This window comes from Cryptosporangium sp. NPDC051539, assembly GCF_044454545.1.
In the GTDB taxonomy this organism is placed as follows: Bacteria; Actinomycetota; Actinomycetes; order Mycobacteriales; family Cryptosporangiaceae; genus Cryptosporangium.
Window position 1 is genome coordinate 87041 of record NZ_JBITDV010000002.1, and the last position, 26624, is coordinate 113664.

The 26624-nt window shown below is 71.2% G+C and carries 26 protein-coding genes; 15 read left to right on the forward strand and 11 right to left on the reverse strand.

Translation table 11 applies throughout. The features are described from left to right. The first annotated feature begins 6 nt into the window (after window positions 1-6). Together ACIBZJ_RS06320 and ACIBZJ_RS06325 are read left to right on the forward strand one after the other, a co-directional pair. On the forward strand, window positions 7-954 hold the full coding sequence (locus tag ACIBZJ_RS06320; protein WP_395926191.1) for an aldo/keto reductase: 948 nt from the start codon (window positions 7-9) through the stop codon (window positions 952-954). A 46-nt stretch (window positions 955-1000) separates the two neighbouring features. Next, the gene (locus ACIBZJ_RS06325; protein ID WP_395926193.1) at window positions 1001-2725 is read left to right on the forward strand and encodes a bifunctional 3'-5' exonuclease/DNA polymerase; all 1725 of its coding nucleotides are present in this window, start codon (window positions 1001-1003) and stop codon (window positions 2723-2725) included. Here ACIBZJ_RS06325 and ACIBZJ_RS06330 read toward each other — a convergent pair. The 6 genes from ACIBZJ_RS06330 to ACIBZJ_RS06355 all read right to left on the reverse strand — a co-directional run bounded on the left by ACIBZJ_RS06330 (window position 2710) and on the right by ACIBZJ_RS06355 (window position 6097). Continuing rightward, entirely contained in the window at window positions 2710-3051 is a 342-nt protein-coding gene (locus tag ACIBZJ_RS06330) for a DUF3817 domain-containing protein (RefSeq protein WP_395926195.1), read from the reverse strand. The genes ACIBZJ_RS06325 and ACIBZJ_RS06330 overlap by 16 nt on opposite strands. Further along, window positions 3048-3455, reverse strand: coding sequence for a hypothetical protein (locus ACIBZJ_RS06335; RefSeq protein WP_395926197.1), 408 nt, complete (start codon window positions 3453-3455; stop codon window positions 3048-3050). Before ACIBZJ_RS06335 ends, ACIBZJ_RS06330 begins: the two co-directional genes overlap by 4 nt. A 20-nt stretch (window positions 3456-3475) precedes the next feature. Further along, window positions 3476-3907 (reverse strand): STAS domain-containing protein, encoded by a 432-nt coding sequence (locus tag ACIBZJ_RS06340; RefSeq protein WP_395926199.1) that lies wholly within the window; start codon window positions 3905-3907, stop codon window positions 3476-3478. Continuing rightward, complete coding sequence (locus ACIBZJ_RS06345; protein ID WP_395926201.1) at window positions 3894-4580, reverse strand: lysophospholipid acyltransferase family protein; 687 nt, start codon at window positions 4578-4580, stop codon at window positions 3894-3896. The genes ACIBZJ_RS06340 and ACIBZJ_RS06345 overlap by 14 nt, the downstream gene beginning before the upstream one ends. 112 nt (window positions 4581-4692) lie before the next feature. Then, window positions 4693-5835, reverse strand: coding sequence for an XdhC family protein (locus ACIBZJ_RS06350; protein WP_395926203.1), 1143 nt, complete (start codon window positions 5833-5835; stop codon window positions 4693-4695). Between the two features lie 49 nt (window positions 5836-5884). After that, window positions 5885-6097 carry a hypothetical protein gene (locus tag ACIBZJ_RS06355; RefSeq protein ID WP_395926205.1) on the reverse strand — a complete coding sequence of 71 codons (213 nt, stop codon included), beginning with the start codon at window positions 6095-6097 and terminating at the stop codon, window positions 5885-5887. A 98-nt stretch (window positions 6098-6195) separates the two neighbouring features. Between ACIBZJ_RS06355 and ACIBZJ_RS06360 the strand changes: the two genes are divergently transcribed. Then, window positions 6196-6582, forward strand: coding sequence for a hypothetical protein (locus ACIBZJ_RS06360; RefSeq protein ID WP_395926207.1), 387 nt, complete (start codon window positions 6196-6198; stop codon window positions 6580-6582). Here ACIBZJ_RS06360 and ACIBZJ_RS06365 read toward each other — a convergent pair. Further along, a complete protein-coding gene (locus tag ACIBZJ_RS06365) occupies window positions 6539-7576 on the reverse strand; it encodes a PHP domain-containing protein (RefSeq protein ID WP_395926209.1) in 1038 nt (345 codons plus the stop codon). The genes ACIBZJ_RS06360 and ACIBZJ_RS06365 overlap by 44 nt on opposite strands. Window positions 7577-7607: 31 nt before the next feature. Here ACIBZJ_RS06365 and ACIBZJ_RS06370 point away from each other — a divergent pair, with 31 nt between their 5' ends. Together ACIBZJ_RS06370 and ACIBZJ_RS06375 are read left to right on the forward strand one after the other, a co-directional pair. Next, window positions 7608-8387: an HAD-IIA family hydrolase gene (locus ACIBZJ_RS06370; protein WP_395926210.1), complete on the forward strand. Its 780-nt coding sequence runs from the start codon at window positions 7608-7610 to the stop codon at window positions 8385-8387. A 59-nt stretch (window positions 8388-8446) separates the two neighbouring features. Next, window positions 8447-9070, forward strand: a complete 624-nt coding sequence (locus tag ACIBZJ_RS06375; protein ID WP_395926211.1) for a TetR/AcrR family transcriptional regulator — start codon at window positions 8447-8449, stop codon at window positions 9068-9070. Here the strand turns inward: ACIBZJ_RS06375 and ACIBZJ_RS06380 are convergent. Beyond that, entirely contained in the window at window positions 8995-10299 is a 1305-nt protein-coding gene (locus ACIBZJ_RS06380; protein WP_395926213.1) for a phosphatase PAP2 family protein, read from the reverse strand. The two genes, ACIBZJ_RS06375 and ACIBZJ_RS06380, sit on opposite strands and share 76 nt — an antisense overlap. A gap of 180 nt (window positions 10300-10479) precedes the next feature. Further along, window positions 10480-11478: a LacI family DNA-binding transcriptional regulator gene (locus ACIBZJ_RS06385; RefSeq protein ID WP_395926215.1), complete on the reverse strand. Its 999-nt coding sequence runs from the start codon at window positions 11476-11478 to the stop codon at window positions 10480-10482. A gap of 215 nt (window positions 11479-11693) precedes the next feature. Between ACIBZJ_RS06385 and ACIBZJ_RS06390 the strand changes: the two genes are divergently transcribed. The 10 genes from ACIBZJ_RS06390 to ACIBZJ_RS06435 all read left to right on the forward strand — a co-directional run bounded on the left by ACIBZJ_RS06390 (window position 11694) and on the right by ACIBZJ_RS06435 (window position 22908). Continuing rightward, on the forward strand, window positions 11694-13196 hold the full coding sequence (locus ACIBZJ_RS06390; RefSeq protein WP_395926218.1) for a sugar ABC transporter ATP-binding protein: 1503 nt from the start codon (window positions 11694-11696) through the stop codon (window positions 13194-13196). Then, window positions 13193-14458 carry an ABC transporter permease gene (locus ACIBZJ_RS06395; protein WP_395926222.1) on the forward strand — a complete coding sequence of 422 codons (1266 nt, stop codon included), beginning with the start codon at window positions 13193-13195 and terminating at the stop codon, window positions 14456-14458. Before ACIBZJ_RS06390 ends, ACIBZJ_RS06395 begins: the two co-directional genes overlap by 4 nt. Then, window positions 14458-15495 (forward strand): ABC transporter permease, encoded by a 1038-nt coding sequence (locus ACIBZJ_RS06400; protein WP_395926224.1) that lies wholly within the window; start codon window positions 14458-14460, stop codon window positions 15493-15495. Before ACIBZJ_RS06395 ends, ACIBZJ_RS06400 begins: the two co-directional genes overlap by 1 nt. Window positions 15496-15527: 32 nt before the next feature. Further along, window positions 15528-16598, forward strand: coding sequence for a rhamnose ABC transporter substrate-binding protein (rhaS, locus tag ACIBZJ_RS06405; protein ID WP_395927724.1), 1071 nt, complete (start codon window positions 15528-15530; stop codon window positions 16596-16598). 136 nt (window positions 16599-16734) lie between these two features. Continuing rightward, complete coding sequence (locus ACIBZJ_RS06410) at window positions 16735-17055, forward strand: L-rhamnose mutarotase (RefSeq protein ID WP_395926226.1); 321 nt, start codon at window positions 16735-16737, stop codon at window positions 17053-17055. An 11-nt stretch (window positions 17056-17066) separates the two neighbouring features. Continuing rightward, window positions 17067-18224 carry an L-rhamnose isomerase gene (gene rhaI / locus ACIBZJ_RS06415; RefSeq protein WP_395926228.1) on the forward strand — a complete coding sequence of 386 codons (1158 nt, stop codon included), beginning with the start codon at window positions 17067-17069 and terminating at the stop codon, window positions 18222-18224. Beyond that, a complete protein-coding gene (locus ACIBZJ_RS06420; protein WP_395926230.1) occupies window positions 18221-20254 on the forward strand; it encodes a bifunctional aldolase/short-chain dehydrogenase in 2034 nt (677 codons plus the stop codon). The genes rhaI and ACIBZJ_RS06420 overlap by 4 nt, the downstream gene beginning before the upstream one ends. Further along, complete coding sequence (locus ACIBZJ_RS06425; protein ID WP_395926232.1) at window positions 20251-21672, forward strand: rhamnulokinase family protein; 1422 nt, start codon at window positions 20251-20253, stop codon at window positions 21670-21672. Before ACIBZJ_RS06420 ends, ACIBZJ_RS06425 begins: the two co-directional genes overlap by 4 nt. Before the next feature lie 130 nt (window positions 21673-21802). After that, the gene (locus ACIBZJ_RS06430) at window positions 21803-21949 is read left to right on the forward strand and encodes a hypothetical protein (protein ID WP_395926234.1); all 147 of its coding nucleotides are present in this window, start codon (window positions 21803-21805) and stop codon (window positions 21947-21949) included. Between the two features lie 131 nt (window positions 21950-22080). Then, window positions 22081-22908, forward strand: a complete 828-nt coding sequence (locus ACIBZJ_RS06435; RefSeq protein ID WP_395926236.1) for a metallophosphoesterase family protein — start codon at window positions 22081-22083, stop codon at window positions 22906-22908. A gap of 6 nt (window positions 22909-22914) precedes the next feature. On the opposite strand, the gene ACIBZJ_RS06440 is transcribed toward ACIBZJ_RS06435, so the two are convergent. Together ACIBZJ_RS06440 and ACIBZJ_RS06445 are read right to left on the reverse strand one after the other, a co-directional pair. Then, window positions 22915-24513: a methyl-accepting chemotaxis protein gene (locus tag ACIBZJ_RS06440; protein WP_395926238.1), complete on the reverse strand. Its 1599-nt coding sequence runs from the start codon at window positions 24511-24513 to the stop codon at window positions 22915-22917. A 120-nt stretch (window positions 24514-24633) separates the two neighbouring features. Beyond that, complete coding sequence (locus ACIBZJ_RS06445) at window positions 24634-26622, reverse strand: TIM-barrel domain-containing protein (RefSeq protein ID WP_395926240.1); 1989 nt, start codon at window positions 26620-26622, stop codon at window positions 24634-24636. Between the last annotated feature and the right edge of the window lie 2 nt (window positions 26623-26624).

A 26624-nucleotide genomic window follows, 5' to 3' on the forward strand; every position in this document is an offset into this window, starting at 1 on the left:
GGTCACATGCGCTACCTCTCGCTCGGGAATTCCGGACTGCAGGTGTCGGCGGTCGGCCTCGGCTGCAACAACTTCGGCGGACGCCTGGACGTCGACGCGACCAGGGCGGTTGTCGACGCCGCGCTCGACGTCGGCATCACGCTGCTCGACACCGCGGAGAGTTACGGCGGCCGGGGCGCGTCCGAGCTCGTCCTCGGCGAAGTGCTGGCCGGGCGGCGCGACGAGGTCGTGCTCGCGACGAAGTTCGGCTCGCAGGGCTCCGACCTGGGGTACGGTCCGGCGGCCGGGGCGAAAGGTGGCCGCGCGTACGTCCGGCGTGCGGTCGAGGAGTCGCTGCGCCGCCTGCGGACCGACCACATCGACCTGCTCCAGCTGCACACGCCGGACCCGGTGACGCCGATCGCCGAGACGCTGGTCGCGCTGGACGAGCTGGTGAAGGCCGGAAAGGTGCGCTACCTCGGGCACTCGAACTTCCGCGGCTGGCAGCTGGCCGAGGCCGCGCACGTCGCGCGCGAGCTGGGGACCGTGCCGTTCATCTCGGCGCAGAACCACTGGTCGCTGCTCGAGCGGGACGTGGAGCGCGAGCTGGTACCGGCCGCCCTGCACTACGGAATCGGCGTGCTGCCGTACTTCCCGCTGGCGAACGGCCTGCTCACCGGCAAGATCCGGCGCGGACAGCCGGTACCCGAGAACACCCGGCTGGCCGGTCGCGACTCCTACGTCACCGAAGCGAAGCTCGACCGGGTCGAGGCGCTGGCGCAGTGGGGCGCGGAGGCCGGGCGGTCGCTGCTGGAGATCGCGATCGGCGGGCTCGCCGCGCGGCCGGGCTGCGGCTCGGTGATCGCGGGCGCGACGTCGGCGGAGCAGGCCCGGGCGAACGCGGCGGCGGGGGAGTGGCTTCCCGGCGCGGACGAACTGGCGGCGATCGACGAGATCGTTCCGGCCCGGGTCTGATCGGCACGGGCCTGAATTGTCGTAGGGGCGGGCCAGAATTCGTGGCGTGCTGATCGCGCTCGTTCCGGGGTGGGGCGGCGGCGGGTGGCTGGCGGAGGTCGATGCCGCCGGCGCCGTCGCCGGCCCCGTGCGGTGGTACGCCGAGAGTGCGGTGCTGGCCAGGGCGGTCGCCGAGCGCGAACGGGCCGACCGGCCGCGCTGGCTCTGGCCCACCGCGGCCGCCGTGTACCCGGCGCTGCTGCGGGCCGGGGTACGGGTCGAGCGCTGCCACGACCTCGAGCTGGTCGAGGCGCTGCTCAACGGCTACGACGGGCAGTGGGGCGCGCCGAAGTCACTGGCGTCGGCGCTGGCCCGCGTCCGCGGCCTGCCGGTTCCGGAGGATCCGCCGCCCCGCGCCCGCGACGTCCAGGCCTCGCTCTTCGCGATGGACGCCGGCCCCACGGCCGAGGGCGACCCGGTGGCCGACGTCGCCGAGGTCTACCGGGCGCAGTTGCGGCGGGTGGCGGCGCTCGAGCGTCCCGACAGGTTCCGGCTACTGATCGCCGCCGAATCGGCGGGTGCGCTGGCCGCGGCCGAGATGGGGCACGACGGGCTGCCGTGGTCGGCCGAGCGGCACGACGCACTGCTCTCGACGATGCTCGGCCCGCGTCCGCTGCCGGGTGACCTGCCGGTCCGGCTGCACGAACTGGCCGCCGAGGTGCGCGACGCGTTCGGCGGCGTGAAGGTCAACCCCGATGCCCCGGCCGACGTCGTCCGCGCGTTCGGGCGGGCGGGCATCCAGATCCCGTCGACGCGGTCCTGGGTGCTCAAGCGGGTCGAGCATCCGGCGGTGGCGCCGATCCTCGCGTACAAGGAGCTGTCCCGGCTGTTCGCGGCCAATGGCTGGGCCTGGCAAGACACCTGGGTCGCGGGCGGGCGGATGCGTCCCGAGTTCGTGCCCGGCGGGGTCGTGTCGGGGCGCTGGGCCACCCGGGGCGGGGCCGCGCTGCAGCTCCCGAAGATCGTCCGGCAGGCCGTGGTCGCCGATCCGGGGCACGTCCTGGTGGTGGCCGACGCGGCGGCGCTGGAGCCGCGGGTGCTGGCCGCGATGTCCGGCGATCGGAAGCTGGCCGAGTTCGCGGCCGCGGGCGATCTCTACACCGCGCTGGCCACGGACGCGTTCGACCACGATCGCGCCCGGGCGAAGCTGGGCATGCTCGGCGCGCTCTACGGCCAGACCAGCGGCGAGGGGGGCCGGCTGGCGCACGTGCTGCGCCGCCGTTTCCCCGAGGCGCTGGCCACGGTCGACGCGGCGGCGAGGGCCGGCGAAGAGGGCCGGCTGGTCCGGTCTTTCCTCGGCCGCACGTGCCCGCCGGCCGGTGCCTCGTTCGAAGTGACCGCGGTCACCGGCGAGGGCTCACCGACCGGTGCCTCCGAGGGGTCCGGCGGCGACGGCCCTGGCGGCGACGGTCCCGGTGATCCGGAGGCGCGCGACCGGGCGCGCCGGGCCGCACGAGGCCGGTTCACCCGCAACTTCGTGGTGCAGGCCACCGCGGCCGAGTGGGCGCTGATCCTGGTCGCCGGGCTCCGGCGCCGCCTGTACCCGACCGAGGCGCGCCTGGTCTTCTTCCAGCACGACGAGGTCGTCGTGCATTGCCGCCAGGAGGTCGCGGACGACGTGCGCGACGCCGTGGTCGCCTCCGCCGAAGAGGCGCGGACCCTGCTGTTCGGCCCGACGCCGGTCCGGTTCCCGCTCGACCTCGCGGTCGTGACGTCCTACGCCGACGCGTGAGCCGCGCTCGCCGCCTCGTACTGCTCGACGACCTGCCGGTGCACTCGCCGCTCGACGACGAACGAGAGGAACGGGATCGTGCCGGCCAGCATCACGCCGAGGATCTTGAGCACCGGCCAGCGCAGCCGTACCGCCAGGTCGAGCGTCACGACCAGATACACCATGTAGAGAAAGCCGTGCAGCGGGCCGATCGTCTCGGTCAGCGTCGGGTTGTCGCCGAAGTACTTCAGCGGCATCGCGACCAGCACCAGCACCAGCAGGCCGACGCCGACCACGTACGCGGCGATCCGGTAACGGGTCAGCGCTGACTTCACGGAGGGGTTCACGGTGCGGTCCTTCCGGACTCGGTCGGTTTGTTCAGCGACGTGAGGTACGCGTTGTACGCGAGGAGGGCCTCGTCGTCGGTCGGCTCGGGCGACGGCGCGGCGGGCCGGTACCGGCGCCGCACCTGCACCGTGCGCCGCTGCGGATCGTGCGCGGCGTCCGCCCCGGGCTTCTGGTCTTCGCCCGGCGGCCCGCCCACTTCGAGGCGCAGCATGCGGTACCAGGCGTAGCCGACGAAGGCGGCGAACGCCGGCCACTGCAGCGCGTAGCCGAGGTTCTGCGCGGTGCCGGTGAGCGAGTGGGCGCGCCCCCACTGCCACCAGGCGAGGCCGAGGCAGGCCGCGATGAGCACGATCGCGACCGCGTGGCGCACGAGCCACCGCGGGGAGAGCAGAACCGACCGCACGTCCCGAGATTACCGCTTGACTACGTCAGGTCGAAGAGTGCGTCGACCCCGGTGATTTCGAGCACCCGGCCGGCCGCCGAGGACGGACGGGCCACCTGGAACTTGCCACCCACGTTCCGCGCCTCGTGCCAGAGCGTCACGAGGACGCCGAGGCCGGTCGAGTCGAGGAACGAGACGTCGGCCAGGTCGACGGTGAGCGTCGGCGCCGGGCCGGACCCATGCAGCGCGGACGTGCCGGACGACCGGAGCTGACCTGCGGTGTCGAGGTCGAGCGCACCGGCGACCCGGAGCACGACCTCGCTCCCGACCTGCTCGGTCGTGAGCGACCAGGGCACGTTCTCCATCTGCTCCCCTCCGGGCCGGGCCGGCGCACCGACCCGGACGACACCCCGGACCGGGGCGGCCTTCGGAACCCGATCGTAGAGGGAACGCGGGCGGTCAGGACCCGGCATCGGGCGCGGCCTCGTCCTTCTTCGGAGCGTAGTTCGGCACGTACTCCTGCCCGGAAAGCGCGCCGATCGCCGACACGATCTGGTCGGTCACCGCACGGCGCGCCCGCGCCTTGCCCGCCTGCCCCTTGAACTCCTCGAACGTCAGCGGCTCGCCGATCCGGATACCGACCTTCACCGGCCGCGGCATCCGGCGGCCCGGCGGCAGCGCCCGCTCGGTGTTCATCATCGCGACCGGCACGACCGGGACGTTCGAGGTCAGCGCCAGCCACGCGACCCCGGTGCGGCCGCGGTAGAGCCGGCCGTCGGGGGAGCGGGTGCCCTCCGGGTAGATACCGAACAGCTCGCCGCTCTGGAGGATCTTCAGGCTGGCGTCGAGCGCCTCCTGGGCGGCCCGGTTGTTGCCGCGGTTGATCGGCACCTGGCCCTGGCCACGCATGATCCGCGCGGTGAGCCGGTCGATCGGCCGGGTGCCGGTGAAGTACTCCTGCTTGGCGACGAACACGACGGGGCGGTCGACGACCAGCGGCAGGAACACCGAATCGAGAATCGAGAGGTGGTTGGACGCGAGAATCGCCCCACCCGTCTCGGGAATGTGCTCCTTGCCCTGCACCCACGGGCGGAACGCCAGGTGGAGGAAGGGGCCCGCGACCAGTTTGCTCAGGCCGTAAGCCATGAGAACTCCTCCCCACGGACACTGCGGTGCGACGGGATCACCCTAGAACGCCCGGCGTCCGGGTGGGACGGCCGGGCGGCGCCCAGGCGAGGGCAAGAGTGACTCACAGCACTTAGGTCAGTACGGACCGTTCCCGGTGGATGGCGTCGTGCAACGTGGACAACCGGGCTCCGGTGCCACCCCAGCGGCCCGCGACGATCTCCGCGGCGATGCTCACCGCGGTCTCCTCCGGCGTGCGGGCGCCCAGGTCGAGGCCGATCGGGGACGCCAGCCGGGCGGTCTCCACCGCGGACAGCCCGGCCTCGCGGAGCCGGTCGAGGCGGTCTTCGTGCGTGCGGCGCGAGCCCATCGCCCCGACGTAGGCCGCCGGGATACGCAGCGCGACCTCCAGCACCGGGACGTCGAACTTCGGGTCGTGGGTGAGGATGCAGAGCACCGCCCGCTCGTCCACCCGGCCGGCGTCCGCCTCGGCCTGGAGGTACCGGTGCGGCCACTCGACGATCACCTCGTCGGCGTCCGGAAAACGCTTCTTGGTGGCGAACACCGGACGCGCGTCGCACACCGTCACGCGGTAGCCGAGGAACGAGCCGATCCGCGCGAGCGCGGCGGCGAAGTCGATCGCGCCGAACACGATCATCCGGGGGCGGGGAGCGAAGCTCGCGACGAACAGGGTCAGATCGTCACCGCGGCGCTCACCGTCGTGGCCGTAGTGGACGGTCGCCGTCCGCCCGGCGGCCAGCAACCCGCGGGCGTCGTCGGTGACCGCCTCGTCGAGCCGGCTGGAGCCGAGCGTGCCGGCCACCCGATCCGGCCAGATGACCAGCCGGCGGCCGACGCGGTCGTCGCCGGTGGGTGCGGCGTTGCTGGAGATGCACGTCACGACCGCGACCGGCGAGCCGCCGCGGATCGACGCGACGACGTCGCCGAACTCCGGGTAGGTCTCGCGGTCGATCCGTTCGACCCAGACGTCGAGGATGCCGCCGCAGGTCAGTCCGACGGCGAACGCGTCGTCGTCGGAGACGCCGTAGCGCTCCAGGCTGCCCTCGCCGGAAGCGATGGCCTCCTGCGCCCGCTCGTACACCGCGCCCTCGACGCAGCCGCCGGAGACGCTGCCGACCGCGGTGCCGTCGGCGCCCACCAGCATCGACGCCCCGGCCGGCCGGGGCGCGCTCTTCCAGGTGGCGACCACGGTGCCGACGCCGACCGGCTGGCCGGCCGCCCACCACGCATACAGGTCGTCGATGACCTCACGCATACGCCTCACCCCTCATCTAGCCACTATTGCTCGTGGCGGGGCGGAACGCCTAGGCGTTCACGTTATAGACGTACCCGTAAAAGACGCCGCCGAGGATCAAAGCGCCGACGCCGAGGAAGAACATCCGGTTACGACGAGACATTTTGGGCATCCACTTGCGCTGAGCCCAATTCAGCAGCAGGCCCGCGAGAATGACGAAAATGATGATGACGAACGCATCGGGGTTGTCCCGCAGCGTGCTGCCATCCTCACCGAGATACACGTGACTCCTCCGGGTAGTGGAGCGACTTCTCAACGTTACGAGTCGTTCGGCGTTCTTCGCGCAGGGTAGGGGGTGAGGGAACGTGACAGAATTCGCGGATGGCATCTCGCTGGAAGAGGGCTTCTCCCGCGTTGCTGGCCGGTGGTCTCGCCACGATGGGCGTCCTGCACTTCGCCACGCCGAAGCCGTTCGTGAAGATCATCCCGTCCTGGTTGCCGGCGCCGGAGGCGTTGGTCGCGGCCAGCGGCGCGGCCGAGCTCGCGTGTGCGGCGCTGGTGGCGATACCGAAGACGCGGGGGCTGGGCGGGCTGGCGACCGCCGCGCTGTTCGTGGGCGTGTTCCCGGCGAACTGCCAGATGGCGCTGGATGCCCGCACGACCCCGTCCAAGGCCATCGCCTACGGACGTCTGCCGCTCCAGGTTCCGCTGGTCGCCTGGGCTCTCAGCGTGTCCAGGCGAGGAGCTGGCCGGCCGGCCAGGTGTTGATCACCGTCGCGGGGTCGACCCCGCACAGGGCGGCCCGGGCACAGCCGTAGGGCTGCCAGTCGAGCTGGCCGGGTGCGTGGGCGTCGGTGTCGATCGCGAAGTGACAACCGGCCTCGACGGCCAGCCGGAGCAGGCGCTTCGGCGGGTCGAGCCGCTCCGGCCGGGAGTTGATCTCGACCGCGACGCCCCGCTCGGCGCAGGCCGCGAACACCGCGTCGGCATCGAACTGGCTCTCCGGACGCTTGCCCTGCCCGGTGGACTCGCGCCCGGTGACCAGCCGGCCGGTGCAGTGCCCGAGCACGTCGGTGTTCGGGTCGTCGATCGCGCGCAGCATCCGCTTGGTCATCGCGTCGGCGGGCGCCCGGAGCTTCGAGTGGACGCTGGCCACGACCAGGTCGAGCCGCTCGAGCAACTCCGGCTCCTGGTCGAGCGTGCCGTCCTCGTTGATGTCGACCTCGATGCCGGTCAGGATCCGGAACGGCGCCAGCTCGGCATTCAGTTCGGCCACCACGTCCAGCTGCTGCCGCAGGCGATCGGCGGAGAGCCCGTTCGCGACGGTCAGCCGGGGCGAGTGATCGGTGAGCACGAGGTAGTCGTGGCCGATGCTGCGCGCGGCCTCGGCCATCTCGCGGATCGGCGAGCCGCCGTCGGACCAGTCCGAGTGGGCGTGGCAGTCGCCCTTGAGCAGCGCCCGCAGTGCGTTGCCCGCCTCGTCGACGGACGTGCCCGCGGTGGCCTCGAGCCGCCGGAGGTAGACCGGCTCCTCGCCGTCGAGCGACTCGGCCACGCACCGCGCGGTGACGTCACCGATGCCCGGCAGTTTCTTGAGCGTGCCGGCCTCGGCGCGCTCGCGCAGCTCGTCCGGGTCGATCTTCTGCACCGCGGTGGCCGCCGATCGGAACGCACGTACCCGGTAGGTGGCCTCGTGAGCCCGCTCCAGCAGGAACGCGATCCGCCGGAGGTCGGCGACCGGGTCACGCTCGGTGTCCGTCACGACCACACCGTACCCGTGAGAGCCTTGGGGCATGACCTCGCGGAAAGACATCGAGTGCTGGCTGATGGACATGGACGGCGTACTCGTCCACGAGGGCATCCCGGTGCCGGGTGCGCCGGAGTTCCTCGGCAAGCTGGTCGAAAAGGGCCGCCGCCACCTGGTGCTGACGAACAACTCGATCTACACCCCCCGAGACCTCTCGGCCCGGTTGCAGCGGGCCGGCATCACGGTGCCGCCGGAGTCGATCTGGACGTCGGCGCTGGCCACCGCCCGGTTCCTCGACGACCAGCGTCCGGGCGGCACCGCGCACGTCGTCGGCGAGGCCGGTCTGACCACCGCGCTGCACGACATCGGCTACATCCTCACCGACGCCGACCCGGACTACGTCGTGCTCGGCGAGACCCGCAACTACAGCTTCGAGGCGATCACCACCGCGATCCGGCTGATCGACCGCGGGGCCCGCTTCATCGCGACGAACCCCGACGCGACCGGCCCCTCGCACGAGGGCGCACTGCCCGCGACCGGTGCGGTGGCCGCGCTGATCAGCAAGGCCACCGGCGTCGAGCCGTACTTCGTGGGCAAGCCGAACCCGCTGATGATGCGCTCGGCGCTCAACGCGGTCGACGGCCACAGCGAATCGACGGTGATGATCGGCGACCGGATGGACACCGACGTGATCGCCGGCATGGAGGCCGGGCTGCAGACCGTGCTGGTGCTCACCGGCGTGACCCGGGCCGAGGACGTCAACCGGTTCCCGTTCCGGCCCTCGCGGATCCTCAACTCGATCGCGGACCTGGTCGACGAGGTCTGAGCTCTGGCACGATGGAGAGTCTTTGATTCCGGTCACGGGGCGGGCGGGGGTGCAGGGACGTGGGTGATCCGAAGAGTCAGCGCCCTGACCGTCGCGTCGCGCGGCGGCTCGCGAACCGATCGGTCATCGAGGACGCCGCCCTCCGCCTGTTCGCGGAGAAGGGCTACGAAAGCACCACGGTGGACGAGATCGCGACCGCGGCCGGGGTCAGCGTCCGGTCGTTCCACTACCACTTCCCGACGAAGCGCGACGTGCTCGTCGGCGACCTGAGCGGCAAGGCGGAGGACCTGGCGCTCGCGCTGGCGGCCCAGCCCGACGGGCAGCACCCGCTGGCCGCGATCCGGGCCGCGCTGCACGCACTGGGCCTGCAGCAGGACGTCCACCACCGGGAGCGGACGCTGCTGCGGGCACGGATCCTGCGGTCCGAGCCGCACCTGGTGCCGTTCGCGCACGAACTGTTCCGCGGGTTCGGCCGGGTGCTGTCCGAGGACGTCGCCCGCCGCTCCGGGCTCGATCCCGACCGCGACGCGTACCCGCGGCTGGTCGCGTCGGTCGCGGTGGCGGTGCTCGGGTCGACGATGCTGTCGCTGGCGTCGGAGCGCTGCGATCAGGCGGCGTGGGAAGAGGCCATCGACAGCGCGCTGGCGTGCGTGCTGGCCGGGCTGCCCACGCCCTGCGCCTGACGTGCGGCGGCGTCCGCGGTTTCCACGGGTCCGGCGGCTTCCAGGGGTGCGGCTGCTTCCGCGGATTCGGCGGCCGGGAAGACGTGCAGGCTGAGCAACAGGTAGCGGGCCAGGCCGCCGACCGCGGACGCGGCCAGCATCACGGTCAGTTCCAGCGCGTTGCTCGCGTGCGGGTCGGCGGCGTCGAGCACGAGCAGCGCGCCGGTGGTGACGACGTAGGAGAGCAGCACGGTGCCGGCGGCGGCCAGCCGGGCCAGGAATCCGCTGCGGTCGCTGCGGAACGTCCACGAGCGGTGCGCCTCGTTGGAGAGCAGCGTCGAGACGATCGACGCGACGGTGTTCGCGGCCGCGGACGGCATGAGGAGCAGCAGCGGCACGAAGATCACCGCCGAGAGCAGCGTCGAGGCGCTTCCCACCACGACGAACCGCACGAAGGGCCAGACGTGCCGGCGGGCGACCGTGCCGGTGGAGAGGGCCGCGGCGCGCAGCCGCGCGGTGGCGGCGGTGACGCGCGGACGCGCCCGTCCGGCCGCGGCGCGCAGGTGCGCGGACCCGGGGTGGACGATCGCCAGGGCGACCAGCAGCAACGCGCAGCCGACGATGCCGTCGAGCCAGTAGTGGTTCCCGGTCACGATCACCACCGCCACGGTGGCCAGCGGATGGAGTACGGCGAGCAGGCGCCACCGGCTGCGCACCGTCCGGATGACCGCGACCGCGACCAGCACGGCCCAGGCCACGTGCATCGACGGCATCGCGGCGAACTGGTTCGCCAGCCCGGTACCGACCGGCCCGTACACGGACTGGCCGTAGACGTGCGCGGTGTCGACCATGCCGTGGTCGGTGAGCATCCGCGGCGGCGCGAGCGGGTAGAGGATGTGCCCGGCCAGCGCGAAACCGGTCAGCAGCACGAGCGTCCAGCGGAACCACGGGTACGTGGCGGGCCGCCGCAGGAACAGCCAGACCAGCACCGCCAGCGTCGCGGGGAAGTGCACCCGGGCGTAGTACGTGTTCATCAGCTCGATGAGCCACGACTGCCCCAGCGCGGCGTGCTGGATCGAGTGCTCGCTGGGTAATCCGAGCCATCGCTCGAACGACCAGAGCGACTCGGCGTGCTGGAACGCGGCCCCGGTGTGCTGCGACGCCAGCAGACGTCCGCCCAGGTACGCGAGGTACAGCACAGCGATCAGCGGCACCTCCCGTAAGGCCCGCTGGACCACACCACTCTTCACTCGCTTCACCTCCTGCGCGAGAGACACTACTGCGTAATGCAAAGTAGTACTCATAGCGAAGGCGGTGACGCTGCGTCGTTGCTGCTCACAGCGTTACGATCTACTAATTTTCAGGATCTGCAAAGTTGCTACATGCATGTTGTTGGTCACACGGACTGCGTTACGTCACGTGCTGGACACCTACGACGTGCGCTTCGGCGGACCGCTCGAGGCCCGGACCACGAGTTCGGGGGAGAACCGCACCTGCCGGTGGACGTGCGCGGCAGGCGCGTCCGCCTCGGCCAGGAGAAGTTCGGCGGCGGTGCGCCCGAGCAGATGGCGGGGCTGTCGCACGGAGCTCAGCGGCACCGCCGCGGCGGCGGCGAACTCGATGTCGTCGTACCCGACGATCGACAGATCGCCGGGCACCGAGAGCCCGCGCGACACCATCACCTGCAGGACGCCGAGCGCGAGCAGGTCGTTGGCGCAGAACACCGCGGTCGGAGGGTTGCGCAGGCCGAGCAGACGCTCACCGGCGTCCCGGCCGGAGGCGACGTTCAGCGCGGCGCCGGCCAGGATCTCCAGGTGACCACCGGCGGCCGCGCCCTGGTACCGGTCGGCGCACTGGGCCAGGCTCATCGGGCCGCTCACGTAGGCGATCCGTTCGTGCCCCAGGTCGCGCAGGTGCGCTGCCGCCAGTTCACCGCCGAGCACGTCGTCCACCGCGACCGAGCAGTAGTCGCCCTCACCGGCGTGCCGGTCGAGCAGCACCACCGGGACGCCCCGGGAGCGCAGGCGGGCCAGCCGTTCGCCGTCGATGTCGACCGGGGTGATCAGGACGCCCTGGACGCGCTGTTCCTCGAGCAGGTCGAGGTAGGCCAGCTCCTTCTCGCGGCGCTCGTCGGAGTTGCAGAGGATGACCGCGAGCCCGGCCTCGTTGGCGGCGTCCTCGACCCCGCGGGCGACGTCGGTGAAGAACGGGTTCGTGACGTCGAGGACGACCAGGCCGAGCGTGCGGCTGCGACCGGCGCGGAGGTGGCGGGCCGACTCGTTCCGGACGAAACCCAGCTCCTCGATCGCCCGCCGGACGCGCTCGCGGGTCGCGGGGGCCACGGCCTCGGGCCGGTTCAGCACGTTGGAGACGGTTCCGACGGACACCCCGGCTCGCTCCGCGACCTCCCGGATGCTCGTCGTCGCCATGCGCTGCCCCTCTCCCGACCTGGCGGGAGCGTACGCGTAGCACCGGCCTATTTGAAACGTCTCAGTCGTGTGGCCAGCTTAGAGGCCTCCGGTGGTTCGAGGTCACGGAAATGTCACGCAGGCGAAACCGTTGACACGTGACGGCGCTCACTCGTACGGTCGGCGCCACTGCATTGAAACGATTCATTACCGCCTGCCGCAACGGAGCGTGCCCCGTGACCCACAGCGAGCCCCTGCTCCGTCTGGAGGGGGTGGGCAAGACATTCGGTGCGTTGCGCGCGCTCGACGGCGTCTCGCTGGATCTTCGTCCGGGCGAGATCCACGCGCTGATGGGCGAGAACGGCGCCGGCAAGTCCACGCTGGTGCGCATCCTCGCGGGCGTGCACCGGCCCGACAGCGGCGTGGTTCTGCTGGACGGCTCCGAGGTGACGTTCGCCGACCCGGCTTCGGCGCGCGACGCCGGTATCGCGGTGATCTACCAGGAGCCGAACCTGTTCGGCGACCTCTCGGTCACCGAGAACGTGTTCATGGGCCGCCAGCCACTGGGGCGCTTCCGGTCGATCGATCGGCGCGCGATGCGATCGCAGGTCGATGCGTTGTTCACGCGGCTCGGCGTCGCGCTCGACCCCGACCGGCCCGCTTCCGGGCTGTCGATCGCCGACCAGCAGCTGGTCGAGATCGCGAAGGCGCTCTCGCTCAACGCACGGGTCATCGTCATGGACGAGCCGACCGCGGCGCTCTCGTCCCGCGAGGTCGAGCGGCTGTTCACGGTCGCCCGCACGCTCCGGGCCGACGGTGCGGCGCTGGTCTTCATCTCGCACCGGCTCGACGAGGTCTACGCGCTCTGCGACCGGGTGACCGTGCTGCGGGACGGCAAGTTCGTCTCGTCCGACCCGCTGGCCGACGTCACCGAGGACGAGCTGGTCCGCCGGATGGTCGGCCGCGATCTGGACGCGTTGTTCCCGAAGCTCGACACCACGCCGGGCCCGGTGGCGCTCGAGGTGTCGCGGCTGACCCGCGAGGGTGTGTTCACCGACGTCTCGTTCGAGGTCCGGACCGGGGAGATCGTGGCGCTGGCCGGGCTGGTCGGCTCCGGACGCAGCGAGGTGGCCAGGGCGGTCTTCGGGATCGACCGCTACGACGCCGGAAGCGTCACCGTGAACGGGTCGGTGCTGAAGCCTGGCCGGCCGGCCGCGGCGATCGACGCCGGGATCGCGCTGGTTCCCGAAGACCGGCGCCAGCAGGGCCTGGTCATGGAGCTCTCGATCGAACGCAACGCCACGATGACGCAGATGGGGGCGCTGTCGCGCTTCGGCCTGCTCGGCGGGCGGGCGGAGCGGATCCGGGCCAAGGAGTGGGCGACCCGGCTGCAGCTGAAGTACCGCAGCCTGTCGGACGCGGTCGGGGTGCTCTCCGGCGGTAACCAGCAGAAGGTCGTGCTGGCCAAGTGGCTGGCGACGGCGCCGAAGGTGCTCATCGTCGACGAGCCGACCCGGGGGATCGACGTCGGGACGAAGGCCGAGGTGCACCGGTTGCTGTCCGAACTGGCCTCGCAGGGCGTGGCGGTGCTGATGATCTCGTCGGAGCTTCCGGAGGTGCTCGGCATGGCCGATCGGGTCCTGGTGATGCGGGAGGGCCGGCTCGCGGCCGAGTTCTCGCGTGCGGACGCGACCGAAGAGTCCGTGCTGTCGGCGGCGGTCGGACGGAGGGCCGCATGAGTGCCCCGGTCACGGCCGGCGGCTCCGGCACGGGCACCGGGGGCGGCGCGCCCGTGGCCGAGCGGCAGCGCTCGGCGGCGGCGCTGCTCGGACGGCTCGCCCGGGCCAGGGAACTGGGCCTCGTCGTCGCGTTGCTGCTGCTCTTCGGGGCGACCGCGGCGGTCAACCCGCGGTTCATCGGGGTGCAGAGCCTCAAGGACATCCTGCTCAACACCGCGATCGTCGGGCTGCTGGCGGTCGGCCAGACGCTGGTCGTCGTCACCCGCAACATCGACCTGTCGGTCAGCTCGGTGCTCGGCATCTCGGCGTTCGTCACCGGCCTGATGTTCGCCGACCACGAGGTCCCGATCGTCCTGGCGTTCGTGGTCGGGATCCTGATCGGCGCGGTGTGCGGCGTGATCAACGGCGTGCTGGTCGCGGTCTGCCGGATCCCGGCGCTGGTGGTCACGCTGGGCACGCTCTACGTGTTCCGTGGCTTCGACTTCTGGCTGGCGGGCTCGCGGCAGATCAACGCGGCCGACCTGCCCTCGTCGTTCCTCGATCTCGGTAGCGGATCGATCCTCGGCGTCCCGTACCTGGTGATCATCGCGCTGGTGCTGCTGGCGGTCGTCGCGTGGGGGATGCGGAACCTGAGGTCGGGCCGGGAGCTGTACGCGATCGGGTCGAACCCGGAGGCGGCGCGGCTGGCCGGTATCGCGGTCGGGCGCCGGGTGTTCTCGGCGTTCGTGCTGACCGGGGCACTGTCCGGACTGGCCGGTGTGCTGTGGGCCGCGCGCTTCGGGACGATCGACGCGACCGCGGCGACCGGGTTCGAGCTCAACGTCGTGGCGGCGGTCGTCGTCGGTGGCGTGGCGATCTTCGGGGGGAGCGGCACCGTGGTCGGGGCCGCGCTCGGCGCGCTGCTGCTGTCGACGATCGGGTCGGCGCTGGTCGTGCTGAAGGTCGAGGCGCTCTGGGAGCGGGCGATCGACGGTGGGCTGCTGCTCGCGGCGATCACGCTCGACCGCCTGCTCGCCCTGCGGGCCGAACGCGCACTGCGAGCCACCGCCAGCCGAGGCGCAACCACCCTCCCGACCGCGCCCGCGAACGGCGCGCCCGCGAACGGCGCGCCCGCCGCGGGCGGCTCGCCGCAAGACGGTGGGCCGCAAGACGGCTCGGCTGCTGCGGCGGACGAGCCCACCACGGGCGCGACCGCTGAGGCCGACGGCCCCACCGCGGGCCATCCCGGCGCCGCTGATGCCGCTCAGGGAGGAACCCGCTGATGAGTACGACGGTTCTGCCCCCCGCGGGCACGTCCGAACAGCGGGAGGGCCCCTCTGGAGACGGGTCGCCGCTGCGGCGGCTGCTCTCCTGGGAAGGCGCGATCACCGCGCTGCTGATCTTCGTGATCCTGGTCGCGTCGTTCGGCGTCGACAGCTTCGACAGCTCGTTCAACATCACGAACCTGCAGCTCGACATCATCGAGATCGCGATCATGTCGCTGACGCTCACGCTGCTCGTGGTGATCGGCGAGATCGACCTCTCGATCGCCTCGAACCTGGGCATGTGCAGCGCGCTGATGGGCGTGCTCTGGAACGCGGGCCTGTCGATCGAGTCGATCATCCCGATCGTCATCCTGGTCGGCGCGCTCGCCGGAGCCTTCAACGGTTTCCTGGTGACGGTCGTCGGCCTGCCGAGCCTCGCGGTCACGATCGGCACGCTCGCGCTCTATCGCGGCCTCGCCTACGTGTTCCTCGGCGACAAGGCCGTCGCCGACTTCCCGCTGAGCTACACCGCCTGGCCGGCCAAGACGCTCGGCAGCCTGCCGATCCCGTACCCCACCGTGCTGGTGATCGTGCTCGCGATCATCGCCGGCGTCGTACTGCACGCGACGCCGATCGGCCGCTCGCTGTACGCGATCGGTTCGAACAAGGAAGCCGCGCGGTTCGCCGGCATCCGGGTCAAGCGGATCACGTTCTGGCTGTTCGTCTCGTCCGGTGCGTTCGCCGGGCTGGCCTCGGTGATCTACACGTTCCGGTTCGCCAGCTCCCGCGCCGACAACGCGAACGGTCTCGAGCTGACCGTGGTCGCGGCGGTACTGCTCGGTGGCGTCTCGATCTTCGGCGGACGAGGCACGCTGCCGGGCGTCCTGGTCGCGGTGCTGCTGGTCGGCGTCCTGCGCAACGCGCTGACGCTCGAAGACATCAAGCCCGACACGCTGATGCTCGTCACCGGCGGGCTCCTGATCATCTCCGTGCTCGCTCCCAACGCCGTGACCTGGATCCGGGAGCGATGGCGACTACGAAACCTGCCTCGATAACCCCCACCCCCACCCGAAAGGGCACAACAATGATGTTGCTCCGTGCACGGAGAGCGGTAACGATCTCCGCCGCGGTCGTCGCCGTGACGCTGGCCGCGGCCGCCTGCGGTGGCACCACCAAGGACTCGACCGACAACGCGAGCGCCGGCCCGGCGTCCTCGGCGTCGGCGAACCCGGATGCGGCGCTCAAGGACGGGCTGAAGATCGCGTTCCTGCCCAAGCAGGTCAACAACCCGTACTTCACGGTCGCGGACAAGGGCGGCGAGAAGGCGGTCACCGAGTTCAAGGGCACGTACAAGGAGGTCGGCCCGTCCGACGCCTCCGCGTCCTCGCAGGTCTCCTACATCAACACGCTGACCCAGCAGGGCCAGAACGGCATCTGCATCTCGGCCAACGACGCCAACGCGATCGTCCCGGCCCTGACCCAGGCCCGCCAGCGTGGCGTCAAGGTCGTCACCTACGACTCGGACGCCGCGGTCGCCGGCCGCGACGCGTTCGTGAACCAGGCGAACCCGGAGGACCTGGGCCGCAGCGAGGTGCAGCTGCTCGCCAAGCAGATCGGTGAGAAGGGCAAGATCGCGATCCTGTCCGCGACGCCGAACGCGACGAACCAGAACACCTGGATCGAGTTCATGAAGGACGAACTCAAGAAGTTCCCGGGAATGCAGCTGGTGAAGGTCGCCTACGGCAACGACGACGACCAGAAGTCGTTCCAGGAGACGCAGGGTCTGCTCCAGGCCTACCCCGACCTGAAGGGCATCATCTCGCCCACCACGGTCGGTATCGCCGCGGCGGGCCGTTACCTCTCCAGCTCGCCGTACAAGGGCAAGGTGCAGCTGACCGGTCTCGGTACGCCGAACCAGATGCGTAAGTACGTCAAGGACGGCACGGTCAAGCAGTTCGAGCTCTGGGACCCGGCGAAGCTCGGTTACCTCTGCGCGTACACCGCCGCGGCGCTGGCTTCCGGCCAGATCACCGGCAAGGAAGGCGAGAAGTTCAAGGCCGGCGAGCTCGGCGAGTACACGATCGGCAAGGACGGCGCCATCTTGCTCGGCCCGCCCCAGGTGTTCGAAGCCGCCAACATAGACCAATTCAACTTCTAGAGGACGTGGGCGGCCCGCTGAGGGCCACGATGCCGAGCCGGCGCGACGACTTGAGTATTCGGCTGTACGCGGCGTCGTCGCGCCGGATCGGCAGCGAGGCCCTCAGCGGGCTCCAGGTTTCGAACAAAGGCATCAAATGCGGCGCATCTGCCTAGTGGGCCAAGTTGATCCGGCTCGGCTGGATGAATATCGCGAACGTCATGCAGCGGTGTGGCCGGAGATGCTGGCCGCGCTCACCCGGCACGGGTGGACGAACTACTCGCTGTTCCTGACGGACGACGGTCTCCTGATCGGCTATCTGGAGACCGAGGACTACGACGCGGCGCTCGCCGGCATGGCCGGCGAAGAGGTCAACGCCCGCTGGCAGGCCGACATGGGCCCGTTCTTCGTCGGGCTGGGGGACCGCCGCCCGGACGAGGGCTTCCTCGTCGTCCCCGAAGTGTTCCACCTCGACTGAAAGATATTGCGATGTCCCGAGTCACTGACGTACTCAACAGCCAACACATCGAGCTGCCCTCGTGGGCGTTCGCGAACTCGGGGACCCGGTTCAAGGTCTTTCCGCAGGCCGGCGTCCCGCGCGACCCGTACGAGAAGGTCGCCGACGCCGCCCAGGTGCACAAGTACACCGGTGCCGCCCCGACGGTCGCGCTGCACATCCCCTGGGACAAGACCGACGACTACGCCGACCTGGCCCGCTACGCCGAGGACCAGGGCGTCACGCTCGGCACGATCAACTCGAACGTGTTCCAGGACAACGACTACATGCTCGGCAGCGTCACCAACCCGTCGGCCGCGATTCGGCGTAAAGCCACCGACCACCTGCTGGAATGCGTCGACATCATGGACCGGACCGGGTCGCGCGACCTGAAGCTCTGGTTCTCCGACGGCATCAACTACCCGGGCCAGGACGACCTCCGCGCGCGGCAGGACCGCCTCGCGGAGGCACTGGCCGAGGTGTACGCGCGCCTCGGCGACCACCAGCGGATGCTGCTCGAGTACAAGCTCTTCGAGCCCGCGTTCTACGCCACCGACGTCCCCGACTGGGGTACCGCCTACGCGCACACGCTGACGCTCGGCGAGCGGGCCGTGGTCTGTGTGGACACCGGCCACCACGCGCCCGGCACGAACATCGAGATGATCGTCGCGGTGCTGCTGCGGGCCGGGAAGCTCGGGGCGTTCGACTTCAACTCCCGCTTCTACGCCGACGACGACCTGATGGTCGGCGCCGCGGACCCGTTCCAGCTGTTCCGCATCCTGTTCGAGGTGCTGCGCGGCGGAGGTCTCGCCCCCGACACCGAGATCGCGTTCATGCTCGACCAGTGCCACAACATCGAGCCGAAGATCCCGGGGCAGATCAGGTCGGTGATGAACGTCCAGGAGGCCACCGCGAAGGCGTTGCTCGTCGACCGGGACGCGCTCGCGGCCGCGCAGGAAGACGGTGACGTGCTCGGCGCGAACGCGGTGTTCATGGACGCCTACAACACCGACGTCCGCCCGCTGCTCGCGGAACTGCGCGAAGCCAACGGCCTCGACCCGGACCCGATGGCCGCCTACCGGCGCTCGGGTTACGCCGAGCAGATCGTCAAGGACCGAGTCGGAGGTACGCAGGCGGGGTGGGGCGCATGAACGAGACCGTCGCCGAGCTCGTCGCTCGGAGCAACCGGCTGGGTGCCGACCCGCGCAACACCAACTACGCCGGCGGCAACACCTCGGCCAAGGGCGAAGAGACCGATCCGGTCACCGGCCGCCCGGTCGAGCTGATGTGGGTCAAGGGCTCCGGGGGCGACCTCGGCACGCTGACGGAGTCCGGTCTCGCGGTCCTCCGCCTCGATCGCCTGCGCAGCCTCGTCGACGTCTACCCGGGACTCGACCGCGAGGACGACATGGTCGGCGCGTTCGACTACTGCCTCCACGGCCGCGGCGGTGCCGCGCCGTCGATCGACACCGCCATGCACGGCCTGGTGGATGCGGCGCACGTCGATCACCTGCACCCGGACTCCGGCATCGCGATCGCGACCGCGGCGGACGGCGAGAAGCTGACCGCCCAGATCTTCGGCGGCCGGGTCGCGTGGGTGCCGTGGCGCCGGCCCGGTTTCCAGCTCGGCCTCGACATCGCCGCGATCAAGGCCGGGAACCCCGGGGTGATCGGCACCGTCCTGGGCGGGCACGGCATCACCGCGTGGGGCGACACGAGCGCGGAGGCCGAGGCCAACTCACGGTGGATCATCGAGACCGCGGCCGCTCACCTCGCGTCGCAGGGCGCCGCCGAGCCGTTCGGGGACAACGTCGCCGGCTTCGAGCCCCTCCCTCCGGACGAGCGGCACGCCAAGGCGGCCGCACTTGCCCCGGTGGTCCGCGGTCTGGCGTCGACCGACAAACCGCAGGTCGGGCACTACACCGACAGCGACGCCGTGCTCGAATTCCTGTCCCGCGAGAAGCTCGCTCCGCTCGCCGCGCTGGGCACGTCCTGCCCCGACCACTTCCTGCGCACGAAGGTCCGGCCGCTGGTGGTCGACCTGCCGTCGAGTGCCACCGTCGAGGAGATCACCGCCCGGCTGGGCGAGCTGCACGCGGCCTACCGCGAGGACTACGCGGCTTACTACAACCGCTATGCGGACGCGTCGAGCCCGGCCATGCGCGGCGCCGACCCGGCGATCGTCCTGGTGCCGGGCGTCGGCATGTTCAGCTTCGGCGCGAACAAGCAGACCGCCCGCGTCGCCGGCGAGTTCTACGTCAACGCGATAAACGTCATGCGCGGCGCCGAGGCCCTCTCGACGTACGCCCCGATCCCGGAGTCGGAGAAGTTCCGGATCGAGTACTGGGCTCTCGAGGAGGCCAAGCTGCAGCGCCTGCCGAAGCCGAAGGCCCTGGTCGGCCGGGTCGCGCTGGTCACGGGTGCGGCCAGCGGCATCGGCAAGGCGATCGCGGCTCGGTTCGCGGCCGAGGGCGCGTGCGTGGTGATCGCGGACCTCGACCTCGCCAAGGCCCGGCACGCGGCGGAAGAACTGGGCACCGAGGACGCGGCGATCGGCGTCCAGGCCGACGTCACCGACGCCGGGGGCGTCCGGGCCGCCTTCGATGCGGCCGCGCTCGCGTTCGGCGGCGTCGACCTCGTCGTCAACAACGCCGGCCTGTCGATCTCCAAGCCGCTGGTGGAGACGACCGAGGCCGACTGGGACCTGCTCCACGACGTCCTGGCCAAGGGCTCGTTCCTGGTGGCGCAGCAGGCCGCGCGAGTGATGACCGCTCAGGGCATGGGCGGCGACATCATCTACATCTCGTCCAAGAACAGCGTCTTCGCCGGCCCGAACAACGTCGCCTACTCGGCGGCCAAGGCCGACCAGGCCCACCAGGTCCGGCTGCTCGCGGCCGAACTGGGCGCGCACGGCATCCGGGTCAACGGCATCAACCCCGACGGCGTCGTCCGCGGCTCCGGGATCTTCGCCGGGGGCTGGGGCGCCTCCCGTGCCGCCGTCTACGGCGTCGACGAGGAGGACCTGGGCAAGTACTACGCCCAGCGGACGCTGCTCAAGCTCGAAGTGTTGCCCGACCACGTCGCCAACGCCGCGTTCGCGCTGGTCGGCGGCGAGCTGACGCACACCACCGGCCTGCACGTGCCGGTGGACGCCGGCGTCGCCGCGGCGTTCCTGCGGTGAGTCTCTTCGCGGCGGTCGACCTCGGCGCGTCCTCCGGGCGCGTCGTGGTCGGCCGGGTGGGGCCCGGCACGCTGGATCTCACCGAGGCGCACCGGTTCGCCAACGAGCCGGTGCGCCTGGCCGGGACCCTGCACTGGGACCTCCCGGGTCTTTACCGGGAGACGCTGAAAGGCCTTCGCGCGGCGGGAAAAGTCAGCAGCATCGGCGTCGACTCCTGGGCCGTCGACTACGGGCTGCTCGACGAGTCCGGAGCGCTCCTGGGCGTCCCCGTGCACTACCGCGACGAGCGCACCGAGGGCGTCGCCGCCGCGGTCGGCCGACAGGTCGCCCCCGACCGGCTCTACCGGCGATCCGGGCTGCAGGAGCTGCCGTTCAACACGATCTACCAGCTGGTCGCGGCCCGGGACACCGCCGCGTACCGGGCCGCGAGCACGTTGCTGCTGGTCCCGGACCTGATCGGCTACTGGCTGACCGGCTCGATCGGGGCGGAGGTCACCAACGCCTCGACGACCCAGCTGCTCGACGTCCGCACCCGCACCTGGGACGTGGACCTGGCGGCCGAGCTCGGCCTCCGGCCGGAGTTGCTGCCGCCGCTGCGGCAGCCGGGTTCGTCGCTGGGCCGCCTGCGGCCCGACGTGGCCGACGAGATCGGTTACGACGCGCCGGTGATCGCCGTGGCCTCGCACGACACCGCGTCGGCGGTGATCGGGGTGCCCGCGGTGAGCTCCCGGTTCGCCTACATTTCGTGCGGAACCTGGGGCCTGGCCGGCCTGGAACTCGACCGGCCCGTGCTCAGCGAGGCGAGCCGGGAGGCCAACTTCACGAACGAGGCCGGGATCGACGGGACCGTCCGGTACCTGCGGAACGTGATGGGGCTCTGGCTGCTGCAGGAGTCGGTGCGCTGGTGGGAGCGGTCCGGCCCGCCGGCCGACCTCGCGGCGCTGCTGGCCGGCGCGGCGGATGTTCCGGCCGGTCGCACGATCATCGCTGTCGACGACGCCCGGTTCCTGCCGCCCGGTGACATGCCGTCACGGATCGCCGCGTACGCCCGCGAGACCGACCAGCCGGTGCCGTCCTCGCCGGACCAGGTCGTCCGCTGCATCCTCGACAGCCTGGCGCTGGCCTTCCGGCGCGCGATCCGTTCGGCGGCGTCGCTGGCCGGGCGCGACGTCGACGTCGTCCACCTGGTGGGTGGCGGCGCGCGCAACGCGCTGCTCTGTCAGTTGACCGCCGACGCGACCGGCCTGCCGGTCGTCGCGGGTCCGGTGGAGGCCACTGCGCTCGGCAACGTCCTGGTGCAGGCCCGAGCGGCCGGTCTCCTCCGTTCCCTGGCGGACGCCCGTGAGCTGCTCACCGCCACCCACCGCACCGTCCGCTACGACCCCCGCCCCGGCCAGAAGTGGGCGACCCACCCGTGAGCAACCAGAAATCGTTCCTACGACGAGCGGCGTAGGAACGATTTCGTGTCGGGGGTGGGGACGGCCGGAGCGGGCCCGGGCCGTCGCGCTCGACCTCCTGTTCCGCCACCGGCGGCCGCGTCAGCAGGCGATGGACCGCTGGACCGCCGCCGACCCGGGCAGCGCGGAGGCACGGGCGATCGCGCTCGCCGATCCCCGGGCCGAGTCACCCCAGGAGACGAGGACCCGGATCCGCCTCAACAAGCTCGGGCACGCCGGTGGAGGGTGCTGCACGTGACCGACGTGCAGCTCAAGGATCCCGCCCTGTTCGCCGAGTTCTGTGAACAACTCCGGACGGCTCTGCGCGACGAGTGATCGGTCCTCCGTCGGGTGGGGTGGGAGGGGTTCTGGTTGGCTAGTCTGGGTGGGATGGGGAACCTGCTCGCGGTCAGTGACCTGCACGTCGGGTACAAGGAGAACCGGGACGTGGTGCGGTCGCTGCGCCCGCTCGCGGAGGACGACTGGCTGATCGTGGCCGGGGACGTCGCCGAGCGGATCGAGCACGTCGTCTGGACGCTCAAGGTGCTGACGCTCTCGTTCGCGAACGTTCTCTGGGTACCGGGCAACCACGAGCTCTGGACCTCGGCGAAGGACCCGGGCGCACCGCGCGGCGACACGAAGTACCGGACGCTGGTCGAGGCCTGCCGCGCGCTCGGCGTGACCACGCCGGAAGACCCGTACCCGGTCTGGGACGGCGGCGGCGACCCGGTGACGATCGCCCCGCTGTTCACGTTCTACGACTACTCGTTCCGCGCGGACGGCCTGACCCAGGAGCAGGCCCTGGCCCAGGCCTACGACGTCGGCGTCGTCTGCAGCGACGAGGCGATGCTGCACCCCGACCCGTACGAGACGCGCGGCGACTGGTGCCGGGCCCGGGTCGCGGCCACCCGGGAGCGGCTCGACACCGAGCTCCCGGACGACCAGCAGACCGTGCTCGTCTCGCACTGGCCGCTGCATCGGCGACCGACCGAGCGCCTGCGCTATCCGGACTTCGCGCAGTGGTGCGGCACGAAGCTCACCTCCGACTGGCACGTCCGCTACCGGGCCGCGGTCGCGGTCTACGGCCACCTGCACATTCCGCTGAGCGACACGATCGACGGCGTCCGGTTCGACGAGGTCTCGCTCGGCTATCCGCGGGAGTGGCAACCCCGGAGCCGCCCGCCCGGCCTGCCCCGGGTCGTCCTGCCCGGGCGCTGACCACCGTCAGACGCGGAAGCCGGCCACGAGCGTCCCCAGGTCGGCCGACATGCGGGCCAGCTCGGCGGTGGCCTGCTGGGTCTGGTTGACCCCCTCGGTGGTCAACCGAGCCGAATCGGCGACGCCGGCGATGTTGCCCGAGATCGTGCCGGTGCCCTGCGCGGCCTCGCTGACGCTCCGGCTCATCTCGGACGTCGTCGCGGTCTGCTCCTCCACGGCGGAGGCGATCGTCGTCTGGAAGTCGCTGATGCGCTGGATGACCTGGGAGACTTCCTCGATCGCCGTGACCGCCCCCGTGGCGTCGGCCTGGATCGCCTCCACGCGCCGCGAGATGTCCTCGGTGGCCTTCGCGGTCTCCTGAGCCAGGTCCTTCACCTCGCCGGCGACCACGGCGAAGCCCTTGCCGGACTCGCCGGCCCGAGCGGCCTCGATGGTGGCGTTCAGCGCGAGCAGGTTGGTCTGCTCGGCGATGCTGGTGATCACCTTGATCACGTTGCCGATCTCGGCCGACGACGCGCCGAGTCTGTTCATGGTCTCCGACGTGGCCGCGGTGAGCGTGACGGCGTCCGAAGCCACCCGGGCCGCCTCGGCGGCGTTCTGGGAGATCTCCCGGATCGAGGCGCCCATCTCCTCGCTTCCGGCGGACACCGTGTGCACGCTCTGGGTGATCTCGTCGGCCGAGGCGGCCACGGTCTGGGCCTGGGCGGACGTTTCCTCTGCCGACGCCGCGATCTGCACGGCGACACCGGAGAGCTGCTCGGTGGCGCCGGCCAGCGACGTCGCCGAGCCTTCGATCGTCTGGACGGTGGAGCGCAGCCGCCCGGTCGCGGTGTCCAGGGCCTGCCCCATCTGGCCCGGCTCGTCCCGGGACGAGAGCCCGGTGACGCGGGTCAGGTCACCCTCCGCGAGGCCCAGGCAGACGTCCTTGACCCGGTTCAGCGACCGGACGATGCCTCGCGCCACCACGAAGCCGAGCGCCAGTCCGACGACCGAGCCGGCGGCCAGGAGAGCGATCGTCTGCCAGCGGCTGGTCCGGTACCCCGAAAGCGCGGCGGCCGCGGCCGCCGCGGCGGCATCCGACTCCGCCGTTCGCAGGGTGGAGATGTCGGCCGAGATCGCCTTCGCGATCGGGAGCAGGGTGGTGTCCCGGACCCGCTGCCAGGCCGCGAGCTGGTTGCCGGCGCCGTACCGCAGCAACGTCGGCGCCAGCTGCTGCAGGGCGGTCCAGCGGTCTTCCAGGTGCGCGACGACGGCCGCGCTACCGGCCGGATTGGTGCGGCGGTACGCGTCGACGGCCTCGTTCACCGTCGTGACGTCGTCCTGGTACGCCTGCGTGTACTTGGCGATGGTGGGTGCGTCCTGCGAGATCAGCTCGTCGCGCAGGTCGACGCGAACCTGCCGCATGGCGACGTCCAGATCGCCGAGCGCCTTGATGCTGGCGATGTTGGCGCTGTAGAGGTGCTGGGCCCGGTTGCTCGACGAGTTCAGCGCCACGAGCGTCTCCGCGCCCACCAGCACCCCCATCAGCACAGCGACCGACACCGCCCCGAGAATCTTCGCCTTGACGCTCAGGTCACCGAATCGGGTGCGTCCCGATGAGGCCATGTGCGCGTCCCCTCCGCTCCGCCGCAGTACTGAAGTACTGCTCCCCGGTCGTTGCCGATCGGCCGTCGGAGCGGCTTCCTGAGAGTTTTCTCCGAACTCTCAGGAAGCCAGGGGCGACGATCAGCCGGCCACCGGGACCGACGCTCCGTCGCGGAGGTAGACCGGGATCTCGTGCAGCGGAGCGTCCGCCTCGATGACCGTGCCGCCCGGGTGGACCGAGCCGCTCCAGACGTGGGTCCAGGACGCCCCGGCCGGAAGGTAGACCGGCCGCGACCGGGCGCCCGCTTCCAGCACCGGCGCCACCAGCACGTCCGGGCCGAACATGAAAGCGTCGTCGACGCGCCACGACTCGTCGTCGGACGGGAAGTCGACGAACAGCGGCCGCATCGCCGGCAACCCCTCCGACGCCGCCAGGTCCAGCTGCGCGTGCAGGTACGGCCGCAGCCGCTCCCGCATGAACATCACGTCCCGGATGATCGGGTAGGCGGTCTCCCCGAACGCCCACACCTCGTTCGGCCCCCCGGTCATGTCCCACCCGGTCGTCATCCGCGGCTCGCGGTTTCCGTGCAACCGGAACAGCGGGCAGAACGCCCCGTACTGGAACCACCGGACGATCAGCTCCCGGTAGGCCTCGTCCGACGCGTCCCCGCCGTGGAACCCGCCGATGTCGGTGGTCCACCACGGAATCCCGGCGATCGCGATCGACAGCCCGGCCCGCACCTGGCGCCGCAGCGCGTCCCAGGTCGCCGGGATGTCACCCGACCACACCGCCGCGCCGTACTTCTGCGACCCGGCCCAGGCCGACCGGCACAGCAGCACGGTCTCGGGGTCGTCGGTGGTGTTCATCCCGTCGAAGAACATCCGCGCGGTGTCCCGCGGATAGACGTTCACCACCTCGGCGCCCGGCCCGGCGAACAACTGCAGGTTCCCCGGGTGGCCCGGGTTGAGCTCCGGCTCACAGGCGTCCAGCCACCAGACCCGGACGCCCAGGTCGTAGTAGTTCTTCTTCGCCACCGACCAGAGGAACTCCCGGGTCGCCGGGTTCGTCGGATCGTGGAACGCGATCGGCATCGGCACGTCCATGCCCTTGTCGCGGATCGTCGCGTGGAACTCCGCGCCTTGGTCGGTGCCGACCAGCATCCCGTGGTCCCGCAGCGTCTCGTAGTTCTCCGAGAGCGGCGAGATCGTCGGCCAGATCGACACCATCAGCCGCACGCCCAGCGAATCGAGCTCGGCCATCATCGCCTCGGGGTCCGGGTACTCCGCCGGGTCGAAGCGGTAGTCGCCCATCGCCGGCCAGTGGAAGAAGTCGGACACGATCACCTCTAGAGGCAACCCACGGCGACGGTGCTCCCTGGCCACCTCCAGGAGCTCCTCCTGGCTCCGGTACCGCAGCTTGCACTGCCAGAATCCCGAGGCCCACGACGGCAGCCGCGGCGCGTGGCCGGTCGCGTCCGCGTACCGGGCCAGGATGTCGGCCGGCGTTCCCGCGGTGATCCAGTAGTCGATCGCCCGGGCCTGGGTGGCCGTCCACCGGGTCACGTTGTCGGCGAACTCCACCCGGCCCACCGCCGGGTTGTTCCACAGGAACCCGTAGCCCCGGTTGCTCAGCACGAACGGGATCGACACCTCGGCGTTGCGCTGCACCAGGTCGAGCGCGAGGCCCTTGTGGTCCAGCCGGCCGTGGGTGCGCTGGCCCATCCCGTACAGCCGCTCGCCCGGGTAGGCCTTGAACTGCTGGTGCAGCTCACCGGCCCCCGACCGGTTCCCGTACAGGACCCGGGCGCCCGGCCACCAGAAGTGCTCCCGCTCCTCGGCGAGCAACTCCTCTCCGGTCGACGTCCGCACGAACCGGACGACCGGGAAGGGGAAACCGTCGTCCTCGGCGATCGAGACCTGCACGGTCAATTCGCCGTTGACCAGCGTCCCTCCCTCGATCTCGACGCCGGCCGACGGCGGACGCGAGTCGAGCGCGCCGACGTCGGACGGGGGGAGGGCACCCCGAGCCGCCCGCACCCGGACGCTGTCGGCGCCCCACGGCTCGACGCGGAGAAGCTCGTGCTGGAAGCGGACCTCGAGAGCGTCGCCATCGGTAGAGAAAAAGCTCACGA